The 22,635-nt window shown below is 63.6% G+C and carries 15 protein-coding genes; 12 read left to right on the top strand and 3 right to left on the bottom strand.

Annotation, left to right across the window (positions count from 1 at the left end; genetic code table 11):
- Nucleotides 1-354: 354 nt before the first annotated feature.
- The 10 genes from TVB01_RS13190 to TVB01_RS13145 all read left to right on the top strand — a co-directional run bounded on the left by TVB01_RS13190 (nt 355) and on the right by TVB01_RS13145 (nt 17,507).
- On the top strand, nt 355-2,325 hold the full coding sequence (locus TVB01_RS13190; RefSeq protein WP_422456363.1) for a type I restriction-modification system subunit M: 1,971 nt from the start codon (nt 355-357) through the stop codon (nt 2,323-2,325).
- Nucleotides 2,322-3,590, top strand: a complete 1,269-nt coding sequence (locus tag TVB01_RS13185) for a restriction endonuclease subunit S (protein WP_422456362.1) — start codon at nt 2,322-2,324, stop codon at nt 3,588-3,590. Before TVB01_RS13190 ends, TVB01_RS13185 begins: the two co-directional genes overlap by 4 nt.
- A gap of 2 nt (nt 3,591-3,592) precedes the next feature.
- Entirely contained in the window at nt 3,593-4,531 is a 939-nt protein-coding gene (locus TVB01_RS13180; protein WP_422456361.1) for a restriction endonuclease, read from the top strand.
- A 12-nt stretch (nt 4,532-4,543) separates the two neighbouring features.
- Nucleotides 4,544-7,624 (top strand): type I restriction endonuclease subunit R, encoded by a 3,081-nt coding sequence (locus TVB01_RS13175; protein WP_422456360.1) that lies wholly within the window; start codon nt 4,544-4,546, stop codon nt 7,622-7,624.
- A gap of 138 nt (nt 7,625-7,762) precedes the next feature.
- Nucleotides 7,763-9,247 carry a P-loop ATPase, Sll1717 family gene (locus TVB01_RS13170; RefSeq protein ID WP_422456359.1) on the top strand — a complete coding sequence of 495 codons (1,485 nt, stop codon included), beginning with the start codon at nt 7,763-7,765 and terminating at the stop codon, nt 9,245-9,247.
- A 622-nt stretch (nt 9,248-9,869) separates the two neighbouring features.
- Nucleotides 9,870-11,756 carry an ABC transporter ATP-binding protein gene (locus TVB01_RS13165; RefSeq protein ID WP_422456358.1) on the top strand — a complete coding sequence of 629 codons (1,887 nt, stop codon included), beginning with the start codon at nt 9,870-9,872 and terminating at the stop codon, nt 11,754-11,756.
- 9 nt (nt 11,757-11,765) lie between these two features.
- A complete protein-coding gene (locus TVB01_RS13160) occupies nt 11,766-12,536 on the top strand; it encodes an IclR family transcriptional regulator (RefSeq protein ID WP_422456357.1) in 771 nt (256 codons plus the stop codon).
- Between the two features lie 154 nt (nt 12,537-12,690).
- On the top strand, nt 12,691-14,613 hold the full coding sequence (locus TVB01_RS13155) for an FAD-binding monooxygenase (RefSeq protein WP_422456355.1): 1,923 nt from the start codon (nt 12,691-12,693) through the stop codon (nt 14,611-14,613).
- Nucleotides 14,614-14,694: 81 nt separating this feature from the next.
- Nucleotides 14,695-16,116 carry a cryptochrome/photolyase family protein gene (locus tag TVB01_RS13150; protein ID WP_422456354.1) on the top strand — a complete coding sequence of 474 codons (1,422 nt, stop codon included), beginning with the start codon at nt 14,695-14,697 and terminating at the stop codon, nt 16,114-16,116.
- A 68-nt stretch (nt 16,117-16,184) separates the two neighbouring features.
- Complete coding sequence (locus TVB01_RS13145; RefSeq protein ID WP_422456353.1) at nt 16,185-17,507, top strand: LssY C-terminal domain-containing protein; 1,323 nt, start codon at nt 16,185-16,187, stop codon at nt 17,505-17,507.
- Here the strand turns inward: TVB01_RS13145 and gap are convergent.
- Nucleotides 17,504-18,517, bottom strand: coding sequence for a type I glyceraldehyde-3-phosphate dehydrogenase (gap, locus tag TVB01_RS13140; RefSeq protein ID WP_422456352.1), 1,014 nt, complete (start codon nt 18,515-18,517; stop codon nt 17,504-17,506). The two genes, TVB01_RS13145 and gap, sit on opposite strands and share 4 nt — an antisense overlap.
- 102 nt (nt 18,518-18,619) lie before the next feature.
- Here gap and TVB01_RS13135 point away from each other — a divergent pair, with 102 nt between their 5' ends.
- Both TVB01_RS13135 and TVB01_RS13130 read left to right on the top strand, forming a co-directional pair.
- Entirely contained in the window at nt 18,620-19,852 is a 1,233-nt protein-coding gene (locus TVB01_RS13135; RefSeq protein ID WP_422456351.1) for an ROK family protein, read from the top strand.
- Between the two features lie 50 nt (nt 19,853-19,902).
- On the top strand, nt 19,903-21,057 hold the full coding sequence (locus TVB01_RS13130) for a winged helix DNA-binding domain-containing protein (protein WP_422456350.1): 1,155 nt from the start codon (nt 19,903-19,905) through the stop codon (nt 21,055-21,057).
- Here the strand turns inward: TVB01_RS13130 and TVB01_RS13125 are convergent.
- Nucleotides 20,993-21,538 carry an NUDIX domain-containing protein gene (locus tag TVB01_RS13125; protein WP_422456349.1) on the bottom strand — a complete coding sequence of 182 codons (546 nt, stop codon included), beginning with the start codon at nt 21,536-21,538 and terminating at the stop codon, nt 20,993-20,995. The two genes, TVB01_RS13130 and TVB01_RS13125, sit on opposite strands and share 65 nt — an antisense overlap.
- Entirely contained in the window at nt 21,510-22,523 is a 1,014-nt protein-coding gene (locus TVB01_RS13120; RefSeq protein WP_422456348.1) for an NAD(P)/FAD-dependent oxidoreductase, read from the bottom strand. Before TVB01_RS13120 ends, TVB01_RS13125 begins: the two co-directional genes overlap by 29 nt.
- Between the last annotated feature and the right edge of the window lie 112 nt (nt 22,524-22,635).

The following is a 22,635-nucleotide window of genomic DNA, read 5'->3' as shown; positions in this document are numbered from 1 at the left end:
TGTTTAGCGATAGCCGTTCAAACAAGGAATCCCCCCTGGTTGCCGCTCAGCGGCATACGTACTTTGGACTCCACCAATCATGAGCTATCGCAGGAAAAACTCGAGTATTTTTACGTCGGAATGACTAGGCTTCCCTCCCCCGGCTAGCAATGTCCAGCCGAACTGCGAGGTAGCCATAGCACCGCGAGCGTGGTCAGGATCGGTCTCTCGTCCGCGTGGGGCCGGGACATGTCACTCCCCAGCCGTACAATTCAACTTAAGAACGTGCGTCGTCAATGAGCTGCACGGCAGGGGGTGCCGCCATGCGCAGCTTTGTGCGGATTCCCTCTCCCGTCGGCTGGGAAAGTGGTTTAAATGGCCGGCAACAACAACGCCAACCTTGTGTGGAGCATCGCCAACATCCTGCGGGGCACCTACAAGCCCGCCCAGTACGGCTCGGTGATTCTTCCGTTCACCATCCTGCGCCGCCTGGACTGCGTCCTGGAGGAAACCAAAGAAGTTGTCCTCGCAGAGCAGGAAGCGAAAAAGGACCTGAACATTCCACTCGACACCTTCCTGCAGAAGGCCTCCGGGTACAGCTTCTTCAACACCTCCAAGTTCGACTTCGCAAAGCTGCTCGCTGACCCCAGCAACATCAAGGCGAACATCGAGAACTACGTCCAGGGTTTTTCGGAGAACACCCGCGACATCTTCGAACGCTTCGAGTTCTACAAGACACTCGAGAAGCTGGATGCCGCGGACCTGCTCTACCACGTAACCAAGGCCTTCGACACGATCGATCTGCACCCGGACACCATCAGCAACATTGAGATGGGGCTGATGTTCGAGGAGCTCATCCGCCGCTTTGCTGAAGCCTCCAACGAGACCGCCGGTGAGCACTTCACCCCACGTGAGGTCATCCAGCTGATGGTGCAGCTGCTGTTGAACTACGACGACGAAGTCCTCACCAAGCCCGGTGTCGTCCGCAGCATTTACGACCCCACCGCCGGAACCGGCGGTATGCTCACCGTCGCCCAGGAGCACCTGCACAACCACAACCCGAGCGCCTCGCTGGTGGCCTACGGCCAGGAAATCAACGACGAGTCCTACGCCATCTGCAAGGCAGACCTGCTGATCAAGGGACAGGACATCTCCAAGATCTCCGTCGGCGACACCTTGGCTAATGATCAGAACATCGGTCAGCAGTTCGACTTCATGCTCTCCAATCCGCCGTTCGGGGTGGAATGGAAGAAGATCCAGCCGCAGATCCAGCGCGAACACGATCTGCATGGATTCGACGGCCGCTTCGGCCCTGGGCTTCCCCGGGTCAGCGACGGGTCGCTGCTCTTCCTGCTCCACCTGGTGAAGAAGATGAGGCCGGTGCACGAGGGCGGTTCCCGCATTGGAATCGTCTTGAACGGCAGCCCGCTGTTCACCGGCGGCGCAGGATCCGGCGAGTCCGAGATTCGCCGGTACCTGATAGAGAACGACCTTGTTTCAGCGATTATCGCTCTGCCGACGGACATGTTTTACAACACCGGCATCGCCACTTACGTCTGGATTCTGTCCAATGCCAAGAAGCAAAAAGCGCCGCGCCGTGCGGGCAAGATCCAGCTCATCAACGGGGTGGAGTTCTACCGCAAGATGCGCAAGAGTCTCGGTTCCAAGCGCAAGGAACTCGGCCCGGAGGACATCGACCGGATTGTCCAGCTTTACGGAGCATTCGAGGACGACGGCGAGATCTCCAAGATCTTCGACAATCGAGACTTCGGCTACTCCACCATCACGGTCGAACGACCCCTCCGGTTGAACTTCGCGTTCACCTCAGAGCGGATCGATGCAGCCCTGGCGCAGAAGCCTGTCCTAAAGCTTTCGGATGATGTCCGAGAGCTATTGGATAAGACACTGCGATCTGCTGCCGAGGAAAACGCAGGGGTGCATAAAAATCGCGAAGGATTCTTGAAGGTCCTGACACCCTTGCTGAACACCACTGGTCTGAAACTGCCTGCGCCCGTGTTCAAATCCGTGCTTGCCGGCCTCTCCGAACGCGACGAAACCGCGGACATCTGCACCGGGCCCAAGAACAAACCTGAATCGGATCCGGAGCTCCGCGATACCGAGAACGTCCCACTCAACAAGAACATCCAGACCTACTTTGAGCGAGAGGTACTCCCCCACGTTCCCGATGCCTGGATCGACGAATCCAAGACCAAAGTTGGTTACGAAATCCCCTTCACCCGGCACTTCTACAAGTACGTTCCTCCGCGGTCCTTGGAAGATATCGATTCCGACCTCAACATGCTAATTGGCGAGATCACTGCACTTCTATCCGAGGTCGAGAAGTGACAGTCAGGAACGTACCGCTACGTCGTCTCGTGAAGATACTGAACGGCGGCACACCCACTTCGGACCCGGTGAACTGGGATGGAGGAGTTCCCTGGGCAACGCCCGTGGACGTCGGTAGGGCAAACGGTGCGTATTTGGAACATACACTTCGAACCCTTACCCCACAGGGAGCGAAGTCGGGCTCAGCAATGGCGCCGTCACAGTGCGTTATCGTGTCCACGCGTGCGCCCATCGGTTATGTGGCTACGAACACTGTTCCAATGGCGTTCAACCAAGGCTGCAAGGCGCTGCTGCCGAATCCCACGATCCATCCTTCGTTTCTGCGGTATGCACTTGCTCATGCCAATCCAGAAATGCAGTCCTTGGGACAAGGATCTACCTTCTTGGAGCTATCTTCGTCCGCCCTCGCTGGGGTCAGCATTCCCTATCAGAGCTTAGATAAGCAAAAACTAACGGTAGATTTCCTCGACCGTGAGACTGCACAAATCGACAGACTGATCGTGAGGCAGGAGCGGCTCATCGAGTTGCTGGCCGAGAAGCGCCAGGCCATCGTCACCCAAGCCGTCACGAGGGGTCTCGACCCCTCCGCCCCCACCAAGCCTTCCGGCATCCCATGGGTTCCAGCTTCACCCATCCATTGGGCGGCTTCGCGAATAAAGTGGACGCATCCAAAGCAGGAATCAGGGACGAGTGTCAACGGAACGGATGTACCGGCCGGCTCAGGACATATAGGCGTCCTCAAAACTGGTGCCGTATCCAAGGGTTACTTCTTGGCTAGTTCCAATAAGACCGTGGTGCCCGAAGACGTCGACCGGGCGACGTGCCCCGTGCGGGGAGGAACCCTCATCGTAAACCGCGCCAACACGCCAGACCTCGTTGGATCAACCGGTGCTCCAGAAACCGACATGCCTACGCTTTTCCTTTCAGACAAGCTATGGCAAATCGACTTCAAAGACGCAAACACGCGGTTCATGTACTGGTGGACTAAAACAGATGGATACCGTTCACAAATACAATTTCGCCGCGTAGGCGCCAGCTCCAGTATGCAAAACCTATCCTATTCCGACTTTCTTACGATTGATCTAGCGGTACCACCCCTTAGCGAGCAGGAAGAAATAGCCCAATACCTCGACGGCAGGACGAAACAACTCGATGTTCTGGCGTTTAAGGCGCGGCAAGCCATTGCGCTGCTTCGAGAGCGCCGCTCCGCACTCATTTCAGCAGCAGTCACCGGCAAGATCGATGTACGCGAAATGGCGGCATAGCCATGGCACTTCCCCAATGGCACGGTTTCATCGACCCAGTCATTCGGATCATGGCTGACGGACAGATCCGGCGGAATGCAGGAATCCGTGCGGCCGTCGCCGAACGCGAACGCCTCAGCGAAGAAGACATGGCGGAAATCATGTCCTCCGGTGAGGCACGCTGGGCCAACCGCATCAACTGGGCAGTCTTCGACTCGATGAAGGCGGGCCTGCTCATCCGGGAAGCCCGGGGACAATACCGGATCTCTGACGAAGGGCTGGCCCGCGCAGCCGGCAGCGCACGGCTGACGCACGAGACGCTGATGGGATACGAGCCGTACCGCGCCTACCAGAACATCTCCCGCCGACCCAAGGCTGCAACTACCAGCGCACTGCCGGGGTCAGCGGAAGACGCCAGCGCCGTCGTCGTTGAATCCGACCCATCTGAGGCTCTGGAGCAATCTGCCGCTCAACTGAACCAAGTAGTGATCGATGAGATATACCGCAACCTGCTGGAACTCTCACCTGATGCCTTCGAGCACCTGATCCCGCCTGTCGTGCGCGCCCTGGGCTACGGCACCGACCGGGAAGACAACCTCAAACCCACGCAGCGCTCCGGAGATAAAGGCGTGGACGGCATCGTCTGGCAGGACGCTCTGGGCTTTGACCGGGTCTATCTGCAGGCCAAGCGATACTCCGAAGGCAACAACGTCGGCGCTCCCGAGGTCCAGGCCTTCAGCGGTGCGCTGGGCCAGTTCCGTGCCACAAAGGGCATCTTCATCACCACGTCCAGCTTCACCAGCGGTGCCCGGGCTGTGGCACGGGATACCGCGCATTACACACTCATCCTGATCGACGGGCAGCGCCTTGCCACACTCATGTTCGAATACGGGGTCGGCGTCCAAGTGGACCGCACCGTCGTCGTCAAGAAAGTCGACCAGGACTTTTTCGATAAGTTCTAGGGGGAAGAACACATGGCACAGCACATCGAAGTGACGTTCGAAGAGGAAATCTGCCAGGCACTCGCGACCCAGGGGTGGATCTACGAGCCGCACCGCAAGGCGAGTGACCTCTACGACGCCGAACGCGCCGTCGTACCGGAAGACGTCATCGGCTGGCTCCAGGACACGCAACCCCATGAGCTGGCCAAGGTCCTCAAGTCAAGTGACTCCCCGGCCGAACGCATCCTGGCAGAAAATAACCTGATCAATCGCCTGTGCAAGGTGCTGGACAAACCCGCCACCAAGGAAGCAGGGATGCTCTCTGTGCTGCGCACCGGGTTCAAGGATGTCGCCGCGAAGTTCGACATGTGCCAGTTCAAACCCGCGATGGGGCTAAATCCTGACACGCTGGAACGCTACGGTAAGGTGCGACTGCGGGTCATGCGCCAGGTGCACTATTCCACGGTTGACACCAAGAAGAGCATCGATCTGGTCCTCTTCCTGAATGGGCTGCCAGTCGCAACCATCGAGCTCAAGACCGATTTCACCCAGAACATCAACGACGCCGTCGCCCAGTACCGCAACGACCGGATGCCGCGGAACGCGAAGAACAAGGAAGAGCCGCTGCTGGCCTTCGGCCGCCGTGCCCTGGTGCACTTCGCTGTCAGCAACGACGAAATCCAGATGACCACCGAGCTGAAAGGTAAAGCCACCCGGTTCCTGCCCTTCAACCTCGGTAACGGGGACCACGCCGGAAACCCGGTAAATCCGTCCGGATCCGCCACCACTTACCTGTGGGAACGGGTGCTTCAGCCGGACGCCTGGCTGAACATCATCGGCAAGTTCCTGCATCTGCAGGTCAGTGACAAAACGGATCCGGTCACCGGTGAACGGGTGATCAGCAAATCCCTGCTGTTCCCGCGATACCACCAGTGGGATGTGGTTACGAACCTCATCGACACGGCACGCAGCGAGGGCCCGGGCCACCGCTACCTGGTGCAGCACTCCGCCGGTTCGGGAAAGACGAACTCGATCGCGTGGACGGCTCACCAGCTGAGTTCCCTGCACGATGCACAGGACCACAAGGTCTTCGATTCCGTCATAGTGGTGACAGACAGGACCGTTCTGGACTCGCAGCTGCAGGATGCGATTTACCAGATCGAGCACAAGTCCGGCGTCGTTGTTCCCATCAAGGGCACCGGCGGCTCCAAATCCGCCGAACTCGCTGAGGCGCTGATCGCCCGCACACCCATCGTCGTCGTCACCATCCAGACCTTCCCGTTCGCGCTGAAGGCGATCGCCGAATCCCAGGCCCTGCGCGGCCGTAACTTCGCGATTATCGCCGATGAGGCCCACTCGTCCCAGACGGGCTCCACGGCCAACAAGGTGAAGCAAGCCCTCTCCGTGGAGGAACTCGAAGACGTCAATGACGGGGGCGAGATCGACATTGAGGCGTATCTGGCCGCGGAGATGGCCGAGCGGGCAGAAGCAAAGAACATCAGCTACTTCGCCTTCACTGCCACCCCGAAGGCCAAAACCCTGGAGCTTTTCGGCCGCCCGGGACCGGACGGGCTCCCCCAGCCGTTCCATCTGTATTCGATGCAGCAGGCCATCGAAGAGGGCTTCATCCTGGATGTGCTGCAGAACTACACCAGCTACAAGGTGGCGTACCGGCTCGCGCACAACGGGCGCGACTACGACTCCGAAGACAGCAAGGTGGAGAAGTCCGAAGCCCTGAAGTCGCTGATGAATTGGGTGAAGCTGCACCCGTACAACATCAGCCAAAAGGTGCAGGTCATCGTGGAGCACTTCCGTGCCAACATCGCCTGGCGTCTGGATGGTAAGGCCAAAGCCATGGTGGTCACCGGCTCGCGGAAAGAAGCTGTCCGCTACAAGCTCGCCATCGACAAGTACATTGCCGACGCCGGTTACTCAGACCTGGGCACCCTGGTTGGATTCTCCGGAGAGGTGACTGACGAGGATTCAAGCCCGGAGTCCTTCACGGAGCTCAACATGAACCCGGGGCTCAAAGGCAGGACGCTGCCAGAGGCGTTCGCGACGAATGAGTACCAGATCATGCTGGTGGCCAACAAGTTCCAGATCGGGTTCGACCAGCCGCTGCTTGTTGCCATGTACGTGGACAAGAAGCTGTCCGGTGTCTCCGCCGTGCAGACGCTTTCCCGGCTGAACCGCACCGCCGTCGGAAAGGACCAGACCTTCGTTCTTGACTTTGTAAACAAGCCCGAGGAGATTCTGGCGTCTTTCAAGCCCTATTTCCGTGAGGCCCGGCTCGAGGGGACCTCGGATCCGAACGTCGTCCACGATCTGCAAAACAAGCTGGACGCGGCGCAGATCTACCTCGAATCGGAGGTGGACGGACTAGTCCAGGCCTATGTCAGGGAGGAAGGCAACAACGCCCTCTCCGGGTGGGTCGCGCCGGCTAAGTCCCGTTTCAATACGAGGTACAACGCGGCTGTAGCGTCCGGCGACAAGACCACACAGGACGAATTGGACCTGTTCCGCAAGGACCTGGGGTCCTTCGTCCGTGCCTACGATTTCCTCTCACAGATCGTGAACTTCGCCGACCCTGACTTGGAGAAGCGATTGATCTTCTACAAGCACCTCCAGCCGGTCCTGCGTGTGCGTGATGCCCCGGTGGCCTTGGATCTGTCCGGCGTCGTCCTGGCCAAGTACGCCCTGAAGGACAAAGGGCAGGCTCAGCTGAAACTGAGCGATGACGACGAAGCGCTCCTGAAGCCCCCAACTGACGTAGGTTCCGGGCAGACGAAAGATCCCGTACTGGCGACCTGGGAAGAGATCATCCAGCAGGCCAACCTCCCGTTTGAAGGTGAAGAGCTCGACGCTGTTGCCCACTTCGTGGAAGGCGTGCGGCGGGAACTCGTAAAGAACGAGACTCTGCAGACCCAAGCGCGGAACAATTCGCGCAGCCACTTCAACAGCAGCCCGCAGCTAGAAAACGCCCTCAGCGACGCGGTTACGAACTCTATGGAGAGCCACTACAACCTGAGCCTGCAGGCGCTCGGCGACAAGACGAAGATGCGGGCCTTGCTCGAAATACTCAGCGGCCTGCTCTACGAGGAGCTGCAGGCCTAGCAGACACCCGGCTATAGACCAAGGAACGGCGCTGCAATGCCATTCTGTGTGCACGCCACACCCCACTAGAATCTCAGTCCGCCGCCGGTTATTCTAAAAATCTTGGAAATACGAAAAGCTTGTGGCAGAATCTGTCGAATGGGGTATACAGAACTTTACTTCGGGCACGCCGATGCACAAACGGAAGCTATCCGCGAGCCTGAGAGTTTCGTAAAATCATTTGTCAATCACGGCAATATCGTGAATGCCGTAATCGACGATGGGCGATTTCTTGTGCTAGGACCGAAAGGAACCGGCAAAAGTGCTTTGGCTTGGTACCTAGACAAAACAGGTCGAGATCGAGATCTCGTTGTTCATACGCGGGACGTTTCAGAACTTCCAATTGCTGAAGTGGACCAATTAAAGACAGGCGAAAGTCCCGGCCTTTCTCGCTCTTTGAATGCTTGGCGGTTCATTATTCTGTGCGCCCTGCTCGACGTCATTCTGAAAGACGAGAGTAGCGCACTAAACAGGAATCCCGAAGCACTCGAAGTTATAGGCAAGCTCCGCGAATATGGATTCCTCGATCCAACACCAAAAAATGCCATACTAAGAGCCAGCACTCGAACATGGAAAGTGCCCATTCCCAAAATAGGCGAAATTTATTCTAAGGAGTCCGTCGATTCGCTTCACCTTGTCCACCTCATTCCCTATTTGGAGAAGTGGGCCTTTGAAGAAACCGGTGGAAACAATAAGCATTTCCTAATCCTTGATGGCCTTGACTCGATCTACATAAATGATGATCGATACATTCCGGCGATGTCTGCGCTAGTACAGAGCGCATTGTCTGTTAATCAGCATCTGAGGGCGCAGTGTGCGACCGGCGGCGTAGTACTTCTAATACGAAATGATATTTATTCCCGCCTCGACCTCCCCGACGGCGGGAAGCTCCGCACCGATTGGGGTATCGAACTCGATTGGAGAACCCTTTCAGGTGACGCAAAGTCTGCCAGTTTGTTTGACTTGGTTGATGCAAAGGCCGTATCCCTGATAGGAAAGGCACCCTTCGATGTTGTAGAGAAACATTTCCCAGAAAAAATCGAATTAGCTGGCGGCAAGCAGGTTGACACCTTCGCCTATTTACTCAGCCTTACACGTCATACCCCCAGGGATTTACTTCAGCTACTCGAACATATTCGCTCTGTAGAAAGCGGTTATGCTGCGGCCAGCCGCGGCCCCAAGGTACGTCCATCTGTGGTCAGAGAAGGCGTACTTCAATATGCCACCAAGTACTTCGTAGACGCAGTTCGGAACGAACTGGTAGGCAGAGGGGGGCCCAAAGCGGAGGGCAGGTTCATCGTTGATGCACTCCGTGACCTAAGTGTCCGTCGGTTTAACCGCTCTGATTTCGAAGCGAGCTTGGAGAAGACCACCGCCGGCCACGCGGAAGCTCCCAAGGCTGATGACGCTCTGCGATGGCTATTTTTCGCAGGAGCGATCGGCAATGAAGCCGGCACTGGAGCATCAAGATATCTACAGTTCTTTCACCGGCGTGACGACAATGATATTCACCTCGGTGGAACGCTCGTTCTACACAATGCCTTAGTACATGCGTGGGCCATTCCATGGGGATCATCTTCCTAGGGACTTCGAAGCGTCCCACACGGCCTTCCTGGAGTCTGGCGTTGCATCGAAGATGAAGATTACAAGGTGGAGTCTGCGCTTTTCCGGGTTATTCCTGGTTTGGCGAAGGAGTCCCATCTACCGTGCCAGTGTTTTCGATGTTGTCCTTAAACTTGCAGCTTCCCCTTACATCTATCTCTCACCTTCGCCGCCTCGCGGCGTCTCACTGGAGAACGCAGCGACGTGATATGGAAACTCCGGAAAGGACCGACAGGAGAGCCCCACACCCCAGACAACTCCCACCTTAGATTGCGCCCGGGCATATGTCGGAGTATCCCAGTTACTGGCCGCCTCCGCGGCAGCGAGGGGTAGTGAGCCGAACTCGCGGAAAGGTATGGCCGCCCCAGTCTCCCCAAACACGCAGGCCGTCCGCGTGGCGCTAGAAGGGCAACGTCACAAGGCGAAATCGAATGAATACTGTTCAGAGATCAACTCGCTAGGAACTCGCCACTTATAAAACCCATATAATGAGGTAACCTCTACATATCCGGCCGAACGGCGCCACCGCGCGGACGCCAGGATTAGCACTAGGAGCAACCCTTTGGTCCTGCACAACACCACCCGTGAACGCCCAGGCGCCGGAATGCCCGACGGACCCGCCCCCGCCTCCGGCCCCGGAGGCGGCGGCGGACGCGGCCCGGCCCGGCTCAACCCCGCAGATAAGAAGCAACTGAAGCGGCACCCGGTCAGCCTGCGGCGCATCGCCGCGATGTTCGCCCCGCACAAGAAGACCATCGCCGTCGTCGTGGCCCTGATTTCCGTAGCCTCCGTGGTCAACCTGGCCCAACCCTTCCTGGTCCGAGCCGTCATCGATGATGCCCTGCCACACCAGGACATCCGGCTGCTGGGCATCCTCACCGCCTCGATGGTCGGCGTCGCCGCGCTTACGTCCGCCATCGGCGTGGTGCAGACCTGGATGGCCACGAAAATGGGCCAGCAGGTCATGCACACCCTGCGCGTCAAGCTGTTTACCCACCTGCAGGCACAGTCCCTGGGCTTCTTCACCCGCACCCGCGGCGGCGAAGTCCAGTCCCGCCTCACCCACGACATTTCGGGCATGCAGTCCGTAGTCACCACGACGGCGACCGGCGTGGCCTCTAACCTCACCACCACGGTCGCCACCGCGGCGGCCATGGTGGCCCTCTCCCCCGGACTCAGCCTCATCTCCCTGCTGGTCCTGCCGCCGGCCATCTGGCTCTCCCGCAAGGTCGCCAAGCTCCGCCGAACCGTCACCGATGAACGCCAGCGCGAACTCGCTGCCCTGCACACCCAGGTCGAAGAAGGACTGTCCGTCTCCGGCGTCCGGCTGGCCAAAACGCTGGGAACCATCCCCCGTGACGCCGAACGCTTTACCGCCCGCTCCCGGAACCTCGTGGGGCTGGAGCTGCGCAGCCAGCTCGCCGGACGATGGCGGATGGCAACCATGCAGGTGGTTTTCGCAGCCATCCCCGCCGTCATCTACCTGGCCGCAGGATTTCCGGCCACCAACGGCGGCATGACCATCGGCACACTGGTGGCGTTCACCGGCCTCCAGGCCGCGATCTTCCGTCCGGTGATGGGACTGCTGGACATCGGTGTCCAGTGGGTTACGGCGCTGGCGTTCTTCAGCCGCATCTTCGAATACCTGGACCTTGAGCCGCAGTTGAAGGCCCCGGCCCATCCCGTGCACGTGGACACCGCCGCGGTGCGCGGCACCGTCCGGTTCGAGGACGTTGACTTCGCCTACGACGGCGGAACGCGCGTCCTGCACGGCATCAGCCTCACGCTTCCCGCCGGGTCCACCACCGCCGTGGTCGGGTCCACCGGCTCCGGTAAAAGCACTCTCGCGTCGCTGGTTCCGCGCCTGAACGATCCCGTGGACGGCCGCGTCACGATCGACGGCATCGATGTCCGGGAGCTGGACGCGCAGGACCTTTCCCGGATTGTCGGAGTGGTGTCGCAGGAGACCTATCTGATCCACGCCTCGGTGCGGGAAAACCTGCTGCTGGCCGCACCCGGGGCCACGGACCAGCAGCTCTGGCAGGCACTCGAGGCAGCACGGATCGCCGACGCCATCGGCACCCTTCCGGACGGGCTGGACACCCTGGTGGGCGCCCGCGGCCACCGCTTCTCCGGCGGGGAGCAGCAGCGGCTGGCCATTGCCCGGACAATTCTCCGCAATCCGCCGGTACTGGTCCTGGACGAAGCCACCTCAGCCCTGGACAACACCACCGAAGCCCAGGTGCAGCTGGCATTGGAGCAGCTTTCCGCCGGGCGGACGACCCTGACCATTGCCCACCGGCTCTCCACCGTCGAGTCTGCCGACCAGGTGGTGGTACTGGAAGCCGGACGGATCGTGGAGCGGGGAACAGCGGCCGAACTGCGCGCGGCCGGCGGAGCGTTCGCCCGGCTGGCGGCCCGGTCTGCCCAGGAACAGCCGCAAGGCAAGCCGACGGAGAAGGACCCGGAGGCCGCAGCGCCGAGCAGCTAGGATTCTGCTGTGCAGAACATCCGAATCGTCAAAAAACCCGGTTACGCCGTCGACTCCGTGGACCGGGCCCTGCAGCTGATCCTGCTGCTGCAGGAGCGGGACTGGCTGCGGATCGCCGATGCCGCCAAGGCCCTGGCCGTGGCACCTTCGACGGCTCACCGGCTGATGTCGACTCTCGTTTACCGCGGTTTTGCGCTGCAGGATGACCAGCACCGCTACTGTGCCGGCCCGGCCCTCCGCCCGGATCCCGCCGCCGGCGAGGAGCGCGCCCTGATTGCCGCAGCGCGCCCCCATCTCGAAGCGCTGGCAGCCGGGGTCCGCGAAACCGTGAACCTTGTGGAGAGGGTTGGTGCCACGGCCCGCTACCTGGCAACAGTCGAAGGACCCCAGCTGCTCCGGGTCGGCAACCGCGCCGGGACTGTCCTGCCGGTCCACCTCTCTTCCGCCGGAAAGGCAATGCTCTCCACCCTCCCGGATCAGATGGCCGCGGCCGTCTGCACTCGCCAGGCCCAAAGAGGCGGCACTCCGCTGGCACCGGTCGGGCTGGAGCAGCTGCTGAACGAACTCGAGGCCGTCCGCCGGCAGGGCTACGCCGCCAACCTCGGCCGGACCGAACCGGACCTCGCAGCCGTGGGAGCACCGGTGGGCGCGCCGGGTCAGCCGGCCACCCTTGCCCTCTCCATCAGCGCACCGCTGTCCCGGGCTGCGCTGCTCCAGGACCCGGCAGTAACCGAAGCGCTCACAAAGGCGTGCCGGGACCTGCACGCGGCGCTGCCCTAGGCTCTCGGCCAGCGGCCGCGGTCTGTGCAGACCATTCTGCTGGACAGAATGTACATGCCGAACTCTCGCCTGAGTCACTAACGTTGTTCCAGCGCCCGGGGCGGGCGTCCCGTTTCCGGGTCCGCAGCGGACCCGACCACGCTCAGGAGCAACAGTGCAGTTCTATTCCGACGGCTACCGTCCCGGCGATCCCGATGTCCGGCCTGCCGCCCCCGGCCGGGAGAACGGCCAGGGTCCGCTTCCTGCCGAAGTGGACGTCCTCATCGTCGGGACGGGACCTGCCGGTGTGGTCCTGGCCGCCCAGCTCGCCGCGTTCCCCGGCATCACCACCCGCGTCGTCGAACGCCGGGGCGGTCCGCTGGCGAAGGGACAGGCCGACGGCGTTGCCTGCCGCACAGTGGAAATGTTCGAGGCGTTCGGGCTGGCCGACAAACTGGTCCGCGAAGCCTACTGGGTCAACGAGACCACCTTCTGGGGTCCGGCAGGCACCGGGAGCGGGATCGAGCGCACGGGCAGGGTCCAGGATGTTGCCGACGGCCTCTCGGAATACCCGCACGTCATTGTGAACCAGGCACGCATGCAGGACTACCTGCTCGAGTACATGCGCAACTCCCCCACCCGCCTCGAGCCGGACTACGGACTGGAAGCAACCGACGTCGTCGTTGGCGCTGAAGGTGAGTATCCCGTCACGGTGACGCTGCGCCGCACCGAGGGACCGGACGCGGGAGAGGAAGTCACAGTGCGGGCCAAGTACGTCGTCGGCTGCGACGGCGCCCGCTCAGCAGTCCGGAAGTCCCTGGGCATAGAACTGCGCGGCGATGCCCGGAACCACGCCTGGGGCGTCATGGATGTCCTCGCAGTGACGGATTTCCCGGACATTCGGATGAAGTCCGCCATCCAGTCCGCCTCCGGAGGCAGCATCCTCATCATTCCGCGCGAAGGCGGGTATCTGGTGCGGTTGTACGTGGACCTGGGCGACCTTGACCCCGCTGACCGCGATGCGCGCAGCCGCTTCACCGCCGACAGCATCATCGAAGCAGCCCGCAAGATCCTGGACCCGTACACGCTGGAGGTCAAGGACATTGCCTGGTGGTCGGTGTACGAAGTCGGCCAGCGCGTGGCAGACCGGTTCGACGACGTCGCTCCGCAGGACCGCGGCAGCCGCTCCCCCCGCGTGTTCATCGCAGGGGATGCCTGCCACACCCATTCGGCCAAAGCCGGCCAGGGCATGAACGTTTCCATGCAGGACGGTTTCAATCTCAGCTGGAAGCTCGGAGCCGTGCTCCAGGGCCGCAGCCCGGAATCCCTGCTCGACACCTACTCAGCCGAACGGCAGGAGATCGCGCAGAAGCTAATCGATTTCGACCTGCTGTGGTCCACGGCCATGGCCGCGAAGCCCAAGGACCCCGCCAACCCGGAGGCCGGCGGAATGGACGCCGCCGAGCGTCAGGCCATCTTCACCCAGGGCGGACGCTTCACGGCCGGCTTCGCCACGGAGTATCCGCAGAACCCCATCACCGGCACCGCCACCTACCAGCAGCTGGCCACGGGCTTCCCGGTTGGAGAGCGCTTCCACTCAGCTCCGGTCATCCGGCTGGCGGACGCGAAACCGCTGGAACTCGGCCACCAGGCCCAGGCCGACGGACGGTGGCGGCTCTACGCCTTTGCCGACGCCGCTGCGCCGGCGGATCCGAACTCCCGCCTCGCCGGCCTGTGCCGCTTCCTGGCCGAAGATTCGGCATCCCCGCTCCTGCGGTACACCCCTGCAGGCTCAGATCCGGATGCAGTCTTCGATGTGCGGGCCGTGTACCCGCAGGGACACCGCGATATCAGCGTGGCTGACCTGCCGCCGCTCCTGCTGCCCCGCAAGGCTCCGTACGGCCTGATCGACTACGAGAAGGTGTTTGCTCCGAATCCCCGTGCCGCGGACATCTTCGACCTGCGCGGCATCGACCGCAGCGCCGGCGCCCTGGTAGTGGTCCGCCCGGACCAGTACGTGGCGCAGGTCCTTCCCCTGGACGGATACCAGGAGCTGGTGGACTTCTTCGCCGGAATCCTGCTGGAGGCTCGGGCCTAACAACCGGGACCGGCGCACCGGCCCTTCCGCGGGTAGGGTCGTAGCAGCCCCGCCGAACTGCCCAGTGAAAGGAACCCGCACGTGGTCTCCCTCGCCTGGCTCCGTGACGACCTGCGCACCGCCGATAATCCTGCGCTCCTGGCTGCAGCGCACGGGGGCGGGGCTATAGCCCTCTACGTTCTTGACCAGGAATCACCGGCCATCCGTCCGCTGGGTTCGGCCGCCAAGTGGTGGCTGCACCACGCGTTGCAGGTGCTGCGGGAGGACCTCGGCGCGCTGAACATCCCGCTGGTCCTGCTGCGGGGCCCGGCAGCCGAGGCCGTTCCCGCTTTTGCGCTGGCAGCAGGCGCCGAGCGGATTTTCTGGAACCGGCGCTACGGCGGACCGGAACGCGGCGTCGACAGCGCGGTGTTGGACTGGGCGGTCGGAGCGGACCTGCACGCGGAAAGCTTCCAGGCCTCACTGCTGCACGAACCGTGGACCGTGAGCACCGGGCAGGGCGGACCGTACCGCGTGTTCACGCCGTTCTGGCGGGCCGTCAGCGCACTGGATTTCCGCGGTCCCCTGGACGCCCCGGCGAAAGCCGCCGCACCGCCATCGGGATTCCCGGCCGGTGACACTCTGGAGGAATGGGACCTCCTGCCCCGCCGCCCCGACTGGTCTGCCGGCTTGGCAGCGGCCTGGACGCCGGGGGAAGCGGCAGGACTCGCGGCCCTGAGGAACTTCCTCGACGGTCCGGTGCTGGACTACGACGACGGCCGCGACCGCCCGGCACAGCCGGGAACCAGCAGGCTCTCCCCCTATTTGAGATGGGGGCATGTGAGTCCGTTCCAGGTCTGGCACGCGCTGTCCAAAGTGCGCGGGAAAGGAGCGGGGCCGGAGGTGTTCGGCACGGAGATCGGCTGGCGCGAGTTCTGCTGGCATCAGCTCTTCCACAACCCGGACCTCGCCGTGAAGAACCTGCGGCCTGCCTTTGACGCCTTCCCTTGGGAGTGGCCGGAAGGATCAGGCCCGGTGACCCCTCCGGTTTTGCGCGGCCGCCCCGGGGGCAGTCCGGCAGAAGCATCCCGCCCGGACGGGCTGAACACGCTGGATGCCTGGAAGGCCGGGCTCACCGGCATCCCGCTGGTCGACGCCGGCCAGCGCCAGCTCTGGACCATGGGCTGGATGCACAACCGGGTGCGAATGGTCGCGGCCAGCTTCCTGGTCAAGAACCTCGGCGTGCACTGGCGCGTGGGCGAGGAATGGTTCTGGGAAACCCTGGTGGATGCGGATCCGGCGAGCAATCCGGCCAACTGGCAGTGGGTCGCCGGCTCCGGGGCGGATGCCGCGCCGTTCTTCCGCATCTTCAACCCCGAGACCCAGGCCAAACGCTTCGACCCGGACGGCGCGTACGTTGCCGCATGGGTTCCGGAAATACTGGCTCCTGCCTACCCGGAGCCCCTCGTGGACCTTAAGGAATCCCGCCGCCACGCCCTCGACGCCTATGAGGGCATCCGCTAGCCGCCTTCTGCAGCTGTGCGCCGGGCGACGGTTGACGGCGGCGGCAGCACGGGAACATGCTGGGCAGCATGACTCGGACCGGCAGCCCCGGGGCGCCGAAACCCGAAACACTGCTGGACTGGGCATTCTTTGTTTTCGGCGGGATAGCGGCCATCTGGTTCGCCTGGCTGCTGCTGGATGAAAGCCTCAGCTGGAGGCGCATCTGGTTCCTGGTGTTTTTCTGGGCAGCCCTGGCATACCTGGTGCTTCCGCGGGTGCACCGGATCCTAACGGAAATCTACATTCCCAATTACTTCATGGGACGCACCCGCACCAGCGACGGGTTGTTTGGGGATCCGGTGAACATCGCCGCACTGGGCACCGGAACCCAGCTCCAAGAAGCACTGAAGGCCTCGGGCTGGCAAGTAGCCGACCCGGTGGACCTGGCCAGCAGCTGGCGCATCATCACCTCGACGGTGCTGCGCCGAAGCTATGACAACGCTCCCGTCAGCCCGCTGTACCTTTTCGGCCGGCAGCAGGATTTCGCTTATCAGCAGGAGGTGGACGGAAACCCCGGGCGGCGCCACCACGTCCGCTTCTGGAAATGCCCCGACGGCTGGAAGCTCCCCGGGGGCATCAGCGCTGACTGGCTCGCCGCTGCTTCCTACGACCGCGCCGTCGGGCTGTCCTATTTCACGCTGCAGGTCACCCACCGGATCGGAGCGGAGGTGGACGCCGAACGCGACCATGTCCTCGCTTCCCTCCGTTCAGCCTCTCCGGGCGTAACGGTCAACGTCATCAAGGACTTCTCGGCGGGTTACCACTCGCGCAACGGCGGCGGCGACTCCATCCAGACGGATGGAGACCTGCCCATCGTAGATGTAACGGCGGTGCCGGTTCCGGCGGACGCCCCGACCCCGGCGCATCCCGACCAGCCCGTGCGGCGCCCGGCGCAAACCCTGGTCGGCGCGGCACTCGTTCTGCTGCGAGTCGTCGCAGCCCTGACGAGCGCCGGGCTGATCTTCTCCGGCCTTGCCGGGCGCACCTGGATCGCAGACCTTGCCGGGCAGGACCAGCAGCTGTTCGACGCCGCCGGGGCCTATGTGCCCGCCGGTGTGGTCCTGCTGGTGTTCTCCGGTTTCGAAACCGGACTGGCTATCCTGATCCTGCGCGGAACCAACTGGGCGCGGATTACCGCAATGTCCCTGAGCTCGGTGTCGATCCTGCTGCAGGGCGCATCCTTTCTGGTTGGCGACCAGGACCAGGCGACGCCAGCCGACTGGCCGGCATACGCCCTGGATGTGCTGATCCTGCTCGCCCTCTCGAGCGACCGCGCCAGGACGTACGCGCACCGGGTGCAAGCCCGGTCCCGCAAACCGCGGCGGCCGGACGCGCTGCCGAAGGCCGGCTAGCTGAGCTTCGCGGCCACCAGGTTCGTCAGGTCCACCAGGCGGCTCGAGTAGCCCCACTCGTTGTCGTACCAGCCGACGATCTTGACCTGGTCCCCCATGACCTTGGTGAGGCCGGAGTCGAAGATGCAGGAGGCCGGGTCGCCGACGATGTCGGAGGACACGATGGGATCCTCGGTGTACGTCATGATCCCGGAGAACTGCTCGGTCGCCGCGGCCGCACGGAACGCGGCGTTGACTTCCTCCGCGGTGGTCTCGCGGGAAACGGTCACGGTCAGGTCCGTGGCGGAACCGGTGGGCACCGGAACGCGCATGGCGTAGCCGTCCAGCTTGCCCTTGAGTTCCGGCAGTACCAGCGCGATGGCCTTGGCGGCGCCTGTGGAGGTGGGCACCACGTTCAGCGCCGCGGCACGCGCCCGGCGCAGGTCCTTGTGCGGACCGTCCTGCAGGTTCTGGTCTCCCGTGTAGGCGTGGATGGTGGTCATCAGGCCCTTTTCGATGCCGAACTCCCGGTGCAGGACATCCGCCATCGGTGCCAGGCAGTTGGTGGTGCAGGAAGCGTTGGAGATGATGTGATGTGCGGCGCCGTCGTAGTCGCCGTCGTTGACGCCCATGACCACGGTGAAGTCCTCGCCCTTGCCCGGCGCGGAAATCAGGACCTTCCGGGCACCGGCGGCGATGTGCTTTTCGGCATCCGCGGCGTTGGTGAAGAAGCCCGTGGATTCGATGACGATGTCGACGGACAGTTCTTCCCACGGCAGGCTGCCGGGATCCTTTTCGGCCAGGACCCGTACGGTCCTGTCCCCGATCACCAGGTTGCCGTCGCCGTCCACCCGCACGTCCTGGCCCAGACGGCCCGCCACAGAGTCGTACTTAAGCAGGTGAGCCAGCTGCGCCGGGTCTCCCAGGTCATTGATGGCGACGACCTCGAAGCCGTTGCCGGGTTCGAGGGCGGCGCGGAGGAAGTTGCGGCCAATGCGGCCAAAACCGTTGATTCCGACTCGTACAGTCATGAGGGCCTCCGTTTAGCGAGTGTGTTTTATATTTAGGAACTAAATATATGAACTAGTACAATTATGCTGTTATTCCCGCCACTCGTCAAAGGGGCCCTAACTTTGGACACCTCCGCCAGCACTCCACAGCTCCTGCGCCGCACCAACCTGCGCTCCGTCCTGGATGTGCTGCGCTCGGTGCCTTCGGCCACCGGAACCGACCTCATCGAAGCAACCGGCTTGACCCGCGCCACGGTGATCGCGGTCTGCGATGACCTCATTGCCCGCGGCTGGGCCCGCGAGGCGCCCTCTCCCCGCACCGGAGGGCAAAAGGGCCGCCCGGCCCGCCGCTTCGAATTCAACGAGAGTGCCGGATATGTCCTGGGGCTCGACGTCGGCCTGGCCACCGTCCGTGTTGTGGTGGCCGACCTTGCCGGAACCGTCGTCGGCGGTACCGAGTCCCGGTTCCCACGCCACGGCGGAACGCCTGCCGACCGCCGTTCCGGCGTGATCGCCGCCGTGGGGCAGGCCCTGGAGGAAGCTGGTGTGCCGGCCTCTGCCGTGCTGGGCACGGCCCTGGGTATCGCTGCCCAGGTCACGCCGGAGGGTACCATCGCACCGGGGCAGGAACTGGCTCCCATGTTCGACCTTGGACTGACGCAGGAGTTCCGGGACGGCTTCGGCTGGCCGGTCCTGGTGGAAAACGATGCCAAGCTGGCCGCCCTTGCCGAACGCTGGCGCGGCACGGGCGCCGGGGAAGCCAACCTCGCCGTGGTGCTGGCCGGCGAACGCCTGGGCACCGGGGTCATTGAGTCCGGGCGGCTGGTTCATGGAGCGCGCGGACGCGCCGGAACCATGGGAGGCCTGGAACTGGTCGACGGCGTCGGGAACCAGGACGGCATCGCCAAATTGGCGCGCCTCTGGGGCACCGCAGCCCTGGACGCCGGGCATGACGGGATGATCCGCCGGTTAGTGGGAACGCAGACCAACCGTGTGTCGGCCCGCTACGTCTTTGAGGCAGCAGCAGCCGGGGACGTTACTGCAGCGGAGATCCTGGACCGGATCGGCCGGCGGATGGCCCGGGTGCTGGCACTGGTGTCCACCTTTTTCGACCCCCGCATCATTGTCCTCGGCGGTGCCGTTGCCGCTTCGGCTACCGCGCTGCTTCCGGTCATGACCGAGGAGCTGGCCAGGTACGTACCGGATCCTCCGCGCCTGGCGGTGTCGGAACTGGGTGAAATGCTGGTCGCCACGGGTGCTGTCCGGCTGGCGCTCGACCATGTGGAGTCCCGTCTCCTGGACCTCCGCCCCGGATCCGTCCGGGGATCGGCCCCCCAGGACGGTTCGCTGGCCTAGACTGTCCACGCCCGCAGGGACTTCCCTGCGCTGCACAGGACGGAGGCCGCATGGAGCGCATCGGACGGGCCGAAATGCTGCGCCGCCGCGCCGCCAGCCACGCACTGGGCACACCGCCTGCCAGCCTGGACGGACCCGTCGGTGCCGTGGACCGTCTGTTCGCCCTGCAGGGCCAGGACCTCCCCGGTGCGCACTGGTCCCTCGGGCTGCGTTCCGGCGCGTCCCTTCCCGATGTCGTGGCTGCCTTTGACGACGGCACGCTGGTCCGCAGCTGGCCCTTCCGCGGGACACTCCATGTGCTCCGCTCCGTGGACGTTCACTGGATCCTCAAGCTCACCGCTGAACGCACCTTGCGCTCCGCTGCCCGGCGCCGGGAGGAACTGGAGCTCGACGACGGCACGCTGGAACGGGCCCGGAAACTCACCGAGCGGGCGCTTGCCGGCGGGGGCCGGCTGGGACGCAGGGATCTGCTGCTCCTGTTCGAATCTGCCGGCATTTCAACTGCCGGCCAGCGCGGCTACCACCTGCTGTGGCATCTCAGTGTTTCCGGAACCACCGTCCTGGGCCCGATGGAGGGCAAGGAACAGCTATTCGTCCTGCTTGAGGAATGGGTTGACCGGCGCCGGGACCTGAACGGCACGGATGCCCTGGGTGAGCTGGTGCGGCGGTACCTGACGGGCCGTTCCCCGGCAACGGCCGCGGACATTGCCTGGTGGAGCAAACTGCCCCTGACGGCGGTCCGCTCCGGGATCGCAGAGGTGTCCCGCGATCTCGAGGAGGTTGAGTACTGCGGCTCCGTGTACTGGCAGCTGCGCACCGGCACGCCCGCTGCTGCGGGCCGGGAACGCTTCCACCGGGAAACCGCTGTGCTGCTGCCGGGTTTCGATGAATACCTGCTCGGCTATCAGGACCGCAGCGCAGCCCTTGAACCCGAGCACGCTCCGCTGACCGTCCCGGGCAATAACGGCGTCTTCAAGCCCACCCTCGTGCTGCGGGGCCGGGTCGCCGGGCTGTGGTCCCGGAAAACCACACGTGCCGGTACAGCGCTCACTGTGCAGCCCTTCTCCCCCCTGAGCGACCGGAACTGGAACGCCGTCGGCCGGGCTGCCGCCCGCTACGGGCAGTACCTCGGCGGTCCGGTCACCGTTCAGCGCCACCTCGCAGCTGCACGGCCAGGGCATCCAGGAGCTGCACCTGCCCCTTGACGAGTTTGGTCCGCGCCTCGTCAACCGTGAACCAGCCGGCCCGGTCGACTTCGGGGTAGCTCCGCAGCGTTCCGGGCCGCGGCGGCCACTCCAGTTCAAAGGTGTTGCTGCTGGTCTGCCGGTCGGGAAAATCCGCTTCGGCTGCGAAGACCGTTATGGTCTTGGCCGAGGACTGTCGAAAGGTCCCGAGAAGCTGGTATTCGACGTCAGGAGCCGGCCAGCCCATCTCTTCGCCGAACTCCCGCTTCGCGGCCGCCAGGGCATCTTCGGGCGGAACAAACTCCCCCTTGGGCACTGACCAGGCATGGTCGTCCTTCCGCGCCCAGAACGGACCGCCCATGTGCGCGATCCACACCCGGACGGCGGCGGCGTCGTCCCGGCCAGCGTCTTCGCTGGTCCTGCCGAACCGGTACAGCAGGATTCCGGCACTGGAAATCACGGATGTCCCCCTGCTAACCGCTCCGGGCGGACCGCGCGGCATCAACCGCCCGCTGGACGTCCTCGGTAATGAGATCCATGTTGATCGCGGCCCCGGCGGACATTCCCGCCGCGGCTGACGCGATGACCTGGACCATGGGTTCGGCGACGTTTCCGGCCGCGTACACCCCGGGCACTTCGGTAGCGCCGTTCGCTTTGACCGGCACGGCGGTGCCGGTTGGAATCTCCCCGGCGAACTGTTCGACGGCCTCCAGCCCCACACCGGCCAGATACCCCGCCCTGGCCTGGAGCCGGGTAAAGACCACGACGGCGTCGCAGCGTTCCAGCGCGCCCGAGGCCAGGCGCAGCCCGGTGACCTTTTCCGGCCCTTCGACCCGGACTGCTTTTCCTTCAACCACACGGATCCCGCGGGCGGCGAGCTGCCCGGCCTGCTCTGCATCCGGAGTCCCGGCGGTGTGCAAAAACAGTACGACGTGGTCGCTCCACTGCCGCCACATGAGCGCCTGGTGCACGGCCGTGGCGAGGTCAACGGCCAAAATCCCGATGACCCGGTCCCGGACCTCCCAGCCATGGCAGTAGGGACAGTGCAGCACGCCTGTACCCCAGTGCTCCCGGACCCCTTCGACGTCCGGCAGCCGGTCCACGCCTCCGGTAGCCGCAAGGATGCGGCGCGCCCGCACCGTGTCCCCGGAGGCCAGCCGAACGCTGAACCCGCCGCCGTCGATCCGGCCTACGGTCTCCACCCGGCCCTGGACGATTTCCGCTCCGTACTGCAGGACTTCCTGCCGGCCGGCGGCATACAGTTCGGCCGGGGGTGCAGCCTCCTGCCCCAGGTAGTTGTGCACGTGGGCGGCCGGAGCGTTGCGGGGTTCGCCGGCGTCGACCACCAAGACCGTCCGGCGGGCACGGGCCAGCGCCAGGGCACCGCTCAGTCCGGCGGCTCCGCCCCCGATGACGACGACGTCGTATTCCCCGGCCGCCGGCCTGCCGGTTCCCCTACCCGTGTTGTCCTGCCCCGCAGATTCCATTCCGAACCCCATTCCTTCCCCCGGGCGCTCCATCATGCTTCCGCATCATTTTTGGCAGGCTGGCCCGGAACCCGCAACTTCAGCGCCGACGTCCTCCCCCCCCCCCGACATC

This window comes from Arthrobacter sp. 7Tela_A1 (assembly GCF_049311065.1).
GTDB lineage: Bacteria > Actinomycetota > Actinomycetes > Actinomycetales > Micrococcaceae > Arthrobacter_B.
This window is presented reverse-complemented; position numbering and strand designations above follow the sequence as displayed.

Bases quoted from the DNA above. Each gene is read 5' to 3' on its own strand.
- TVB01_RS13190 (WP_422456363.1), top strand. From the start codon at position 355: ATGGCCGGCAACAACAACGCCAACCTTGTGTGGAGCATCGCCAACATC.
- TVB01_RS13180 (WP_422456361.1), top strand. From the start codon at position 3,593: ATGGCACTTCCCCAATGGCACGGTTTCATCGACCCAGTCATTCGGATC.
- TVB01_RS13175 (WP_422456360.1), top strand. From the start codon at position 4,544: ATGGCACAGCACATCGAAGTGACGTTCGAAGAGGAAATCTGCCAGGCA.
- TVB01_RS13170 (WP_422456359.1), top strand. From the start codon at position 7,763: ATGGGGTATACAGAACTTTACTTCGGGCACGCCGATGCACAAACGGAA.
- TVB01_RS13165 (WP_422456358.1), top strand. From the start codon at position 9,870: ATGCCCGACGGACCCGCCCCCGCCTCCGGCCCCGGAGGCGGCGGCGGA.
- TVB01_RS13145 (WP_422456353.1), top strand. From the start codon at position 16,185: ATGACTCGGACCGGCAGCCCCGGGGCGCCGAAACCCGAAACACTGCTG.
- gap (WP_422456352.1), bottom strand. From the start codon at position 18,517: ATGACTGTACGAGTCGGAATCAACGGTTTTGGCCGCATTGGCCGCAAC.
- TVB01_RS13130 (WP_422456350.1), top strand. From the start codon at position 19,903: ATGGAGCGCATCGGACGGGCCGAAATGCTGCGCCGCCGCGCCGCCAGC.
- TVB01_RS13125 (WP_422456349.1), bottom strand. From the start codon at position 21,538: ATGCCGCGCGGTCCGCCCGGAGCGGTTAGCAGGGGGACATCCGTGATT.
- TVB01_RS13120 (WP_422456348.1), bottom strand. From the start codon at position 22,523: ATGGAATCTGCGGGGCAGGACAACACGGGTAGGGGAACCGGCAGGCCG.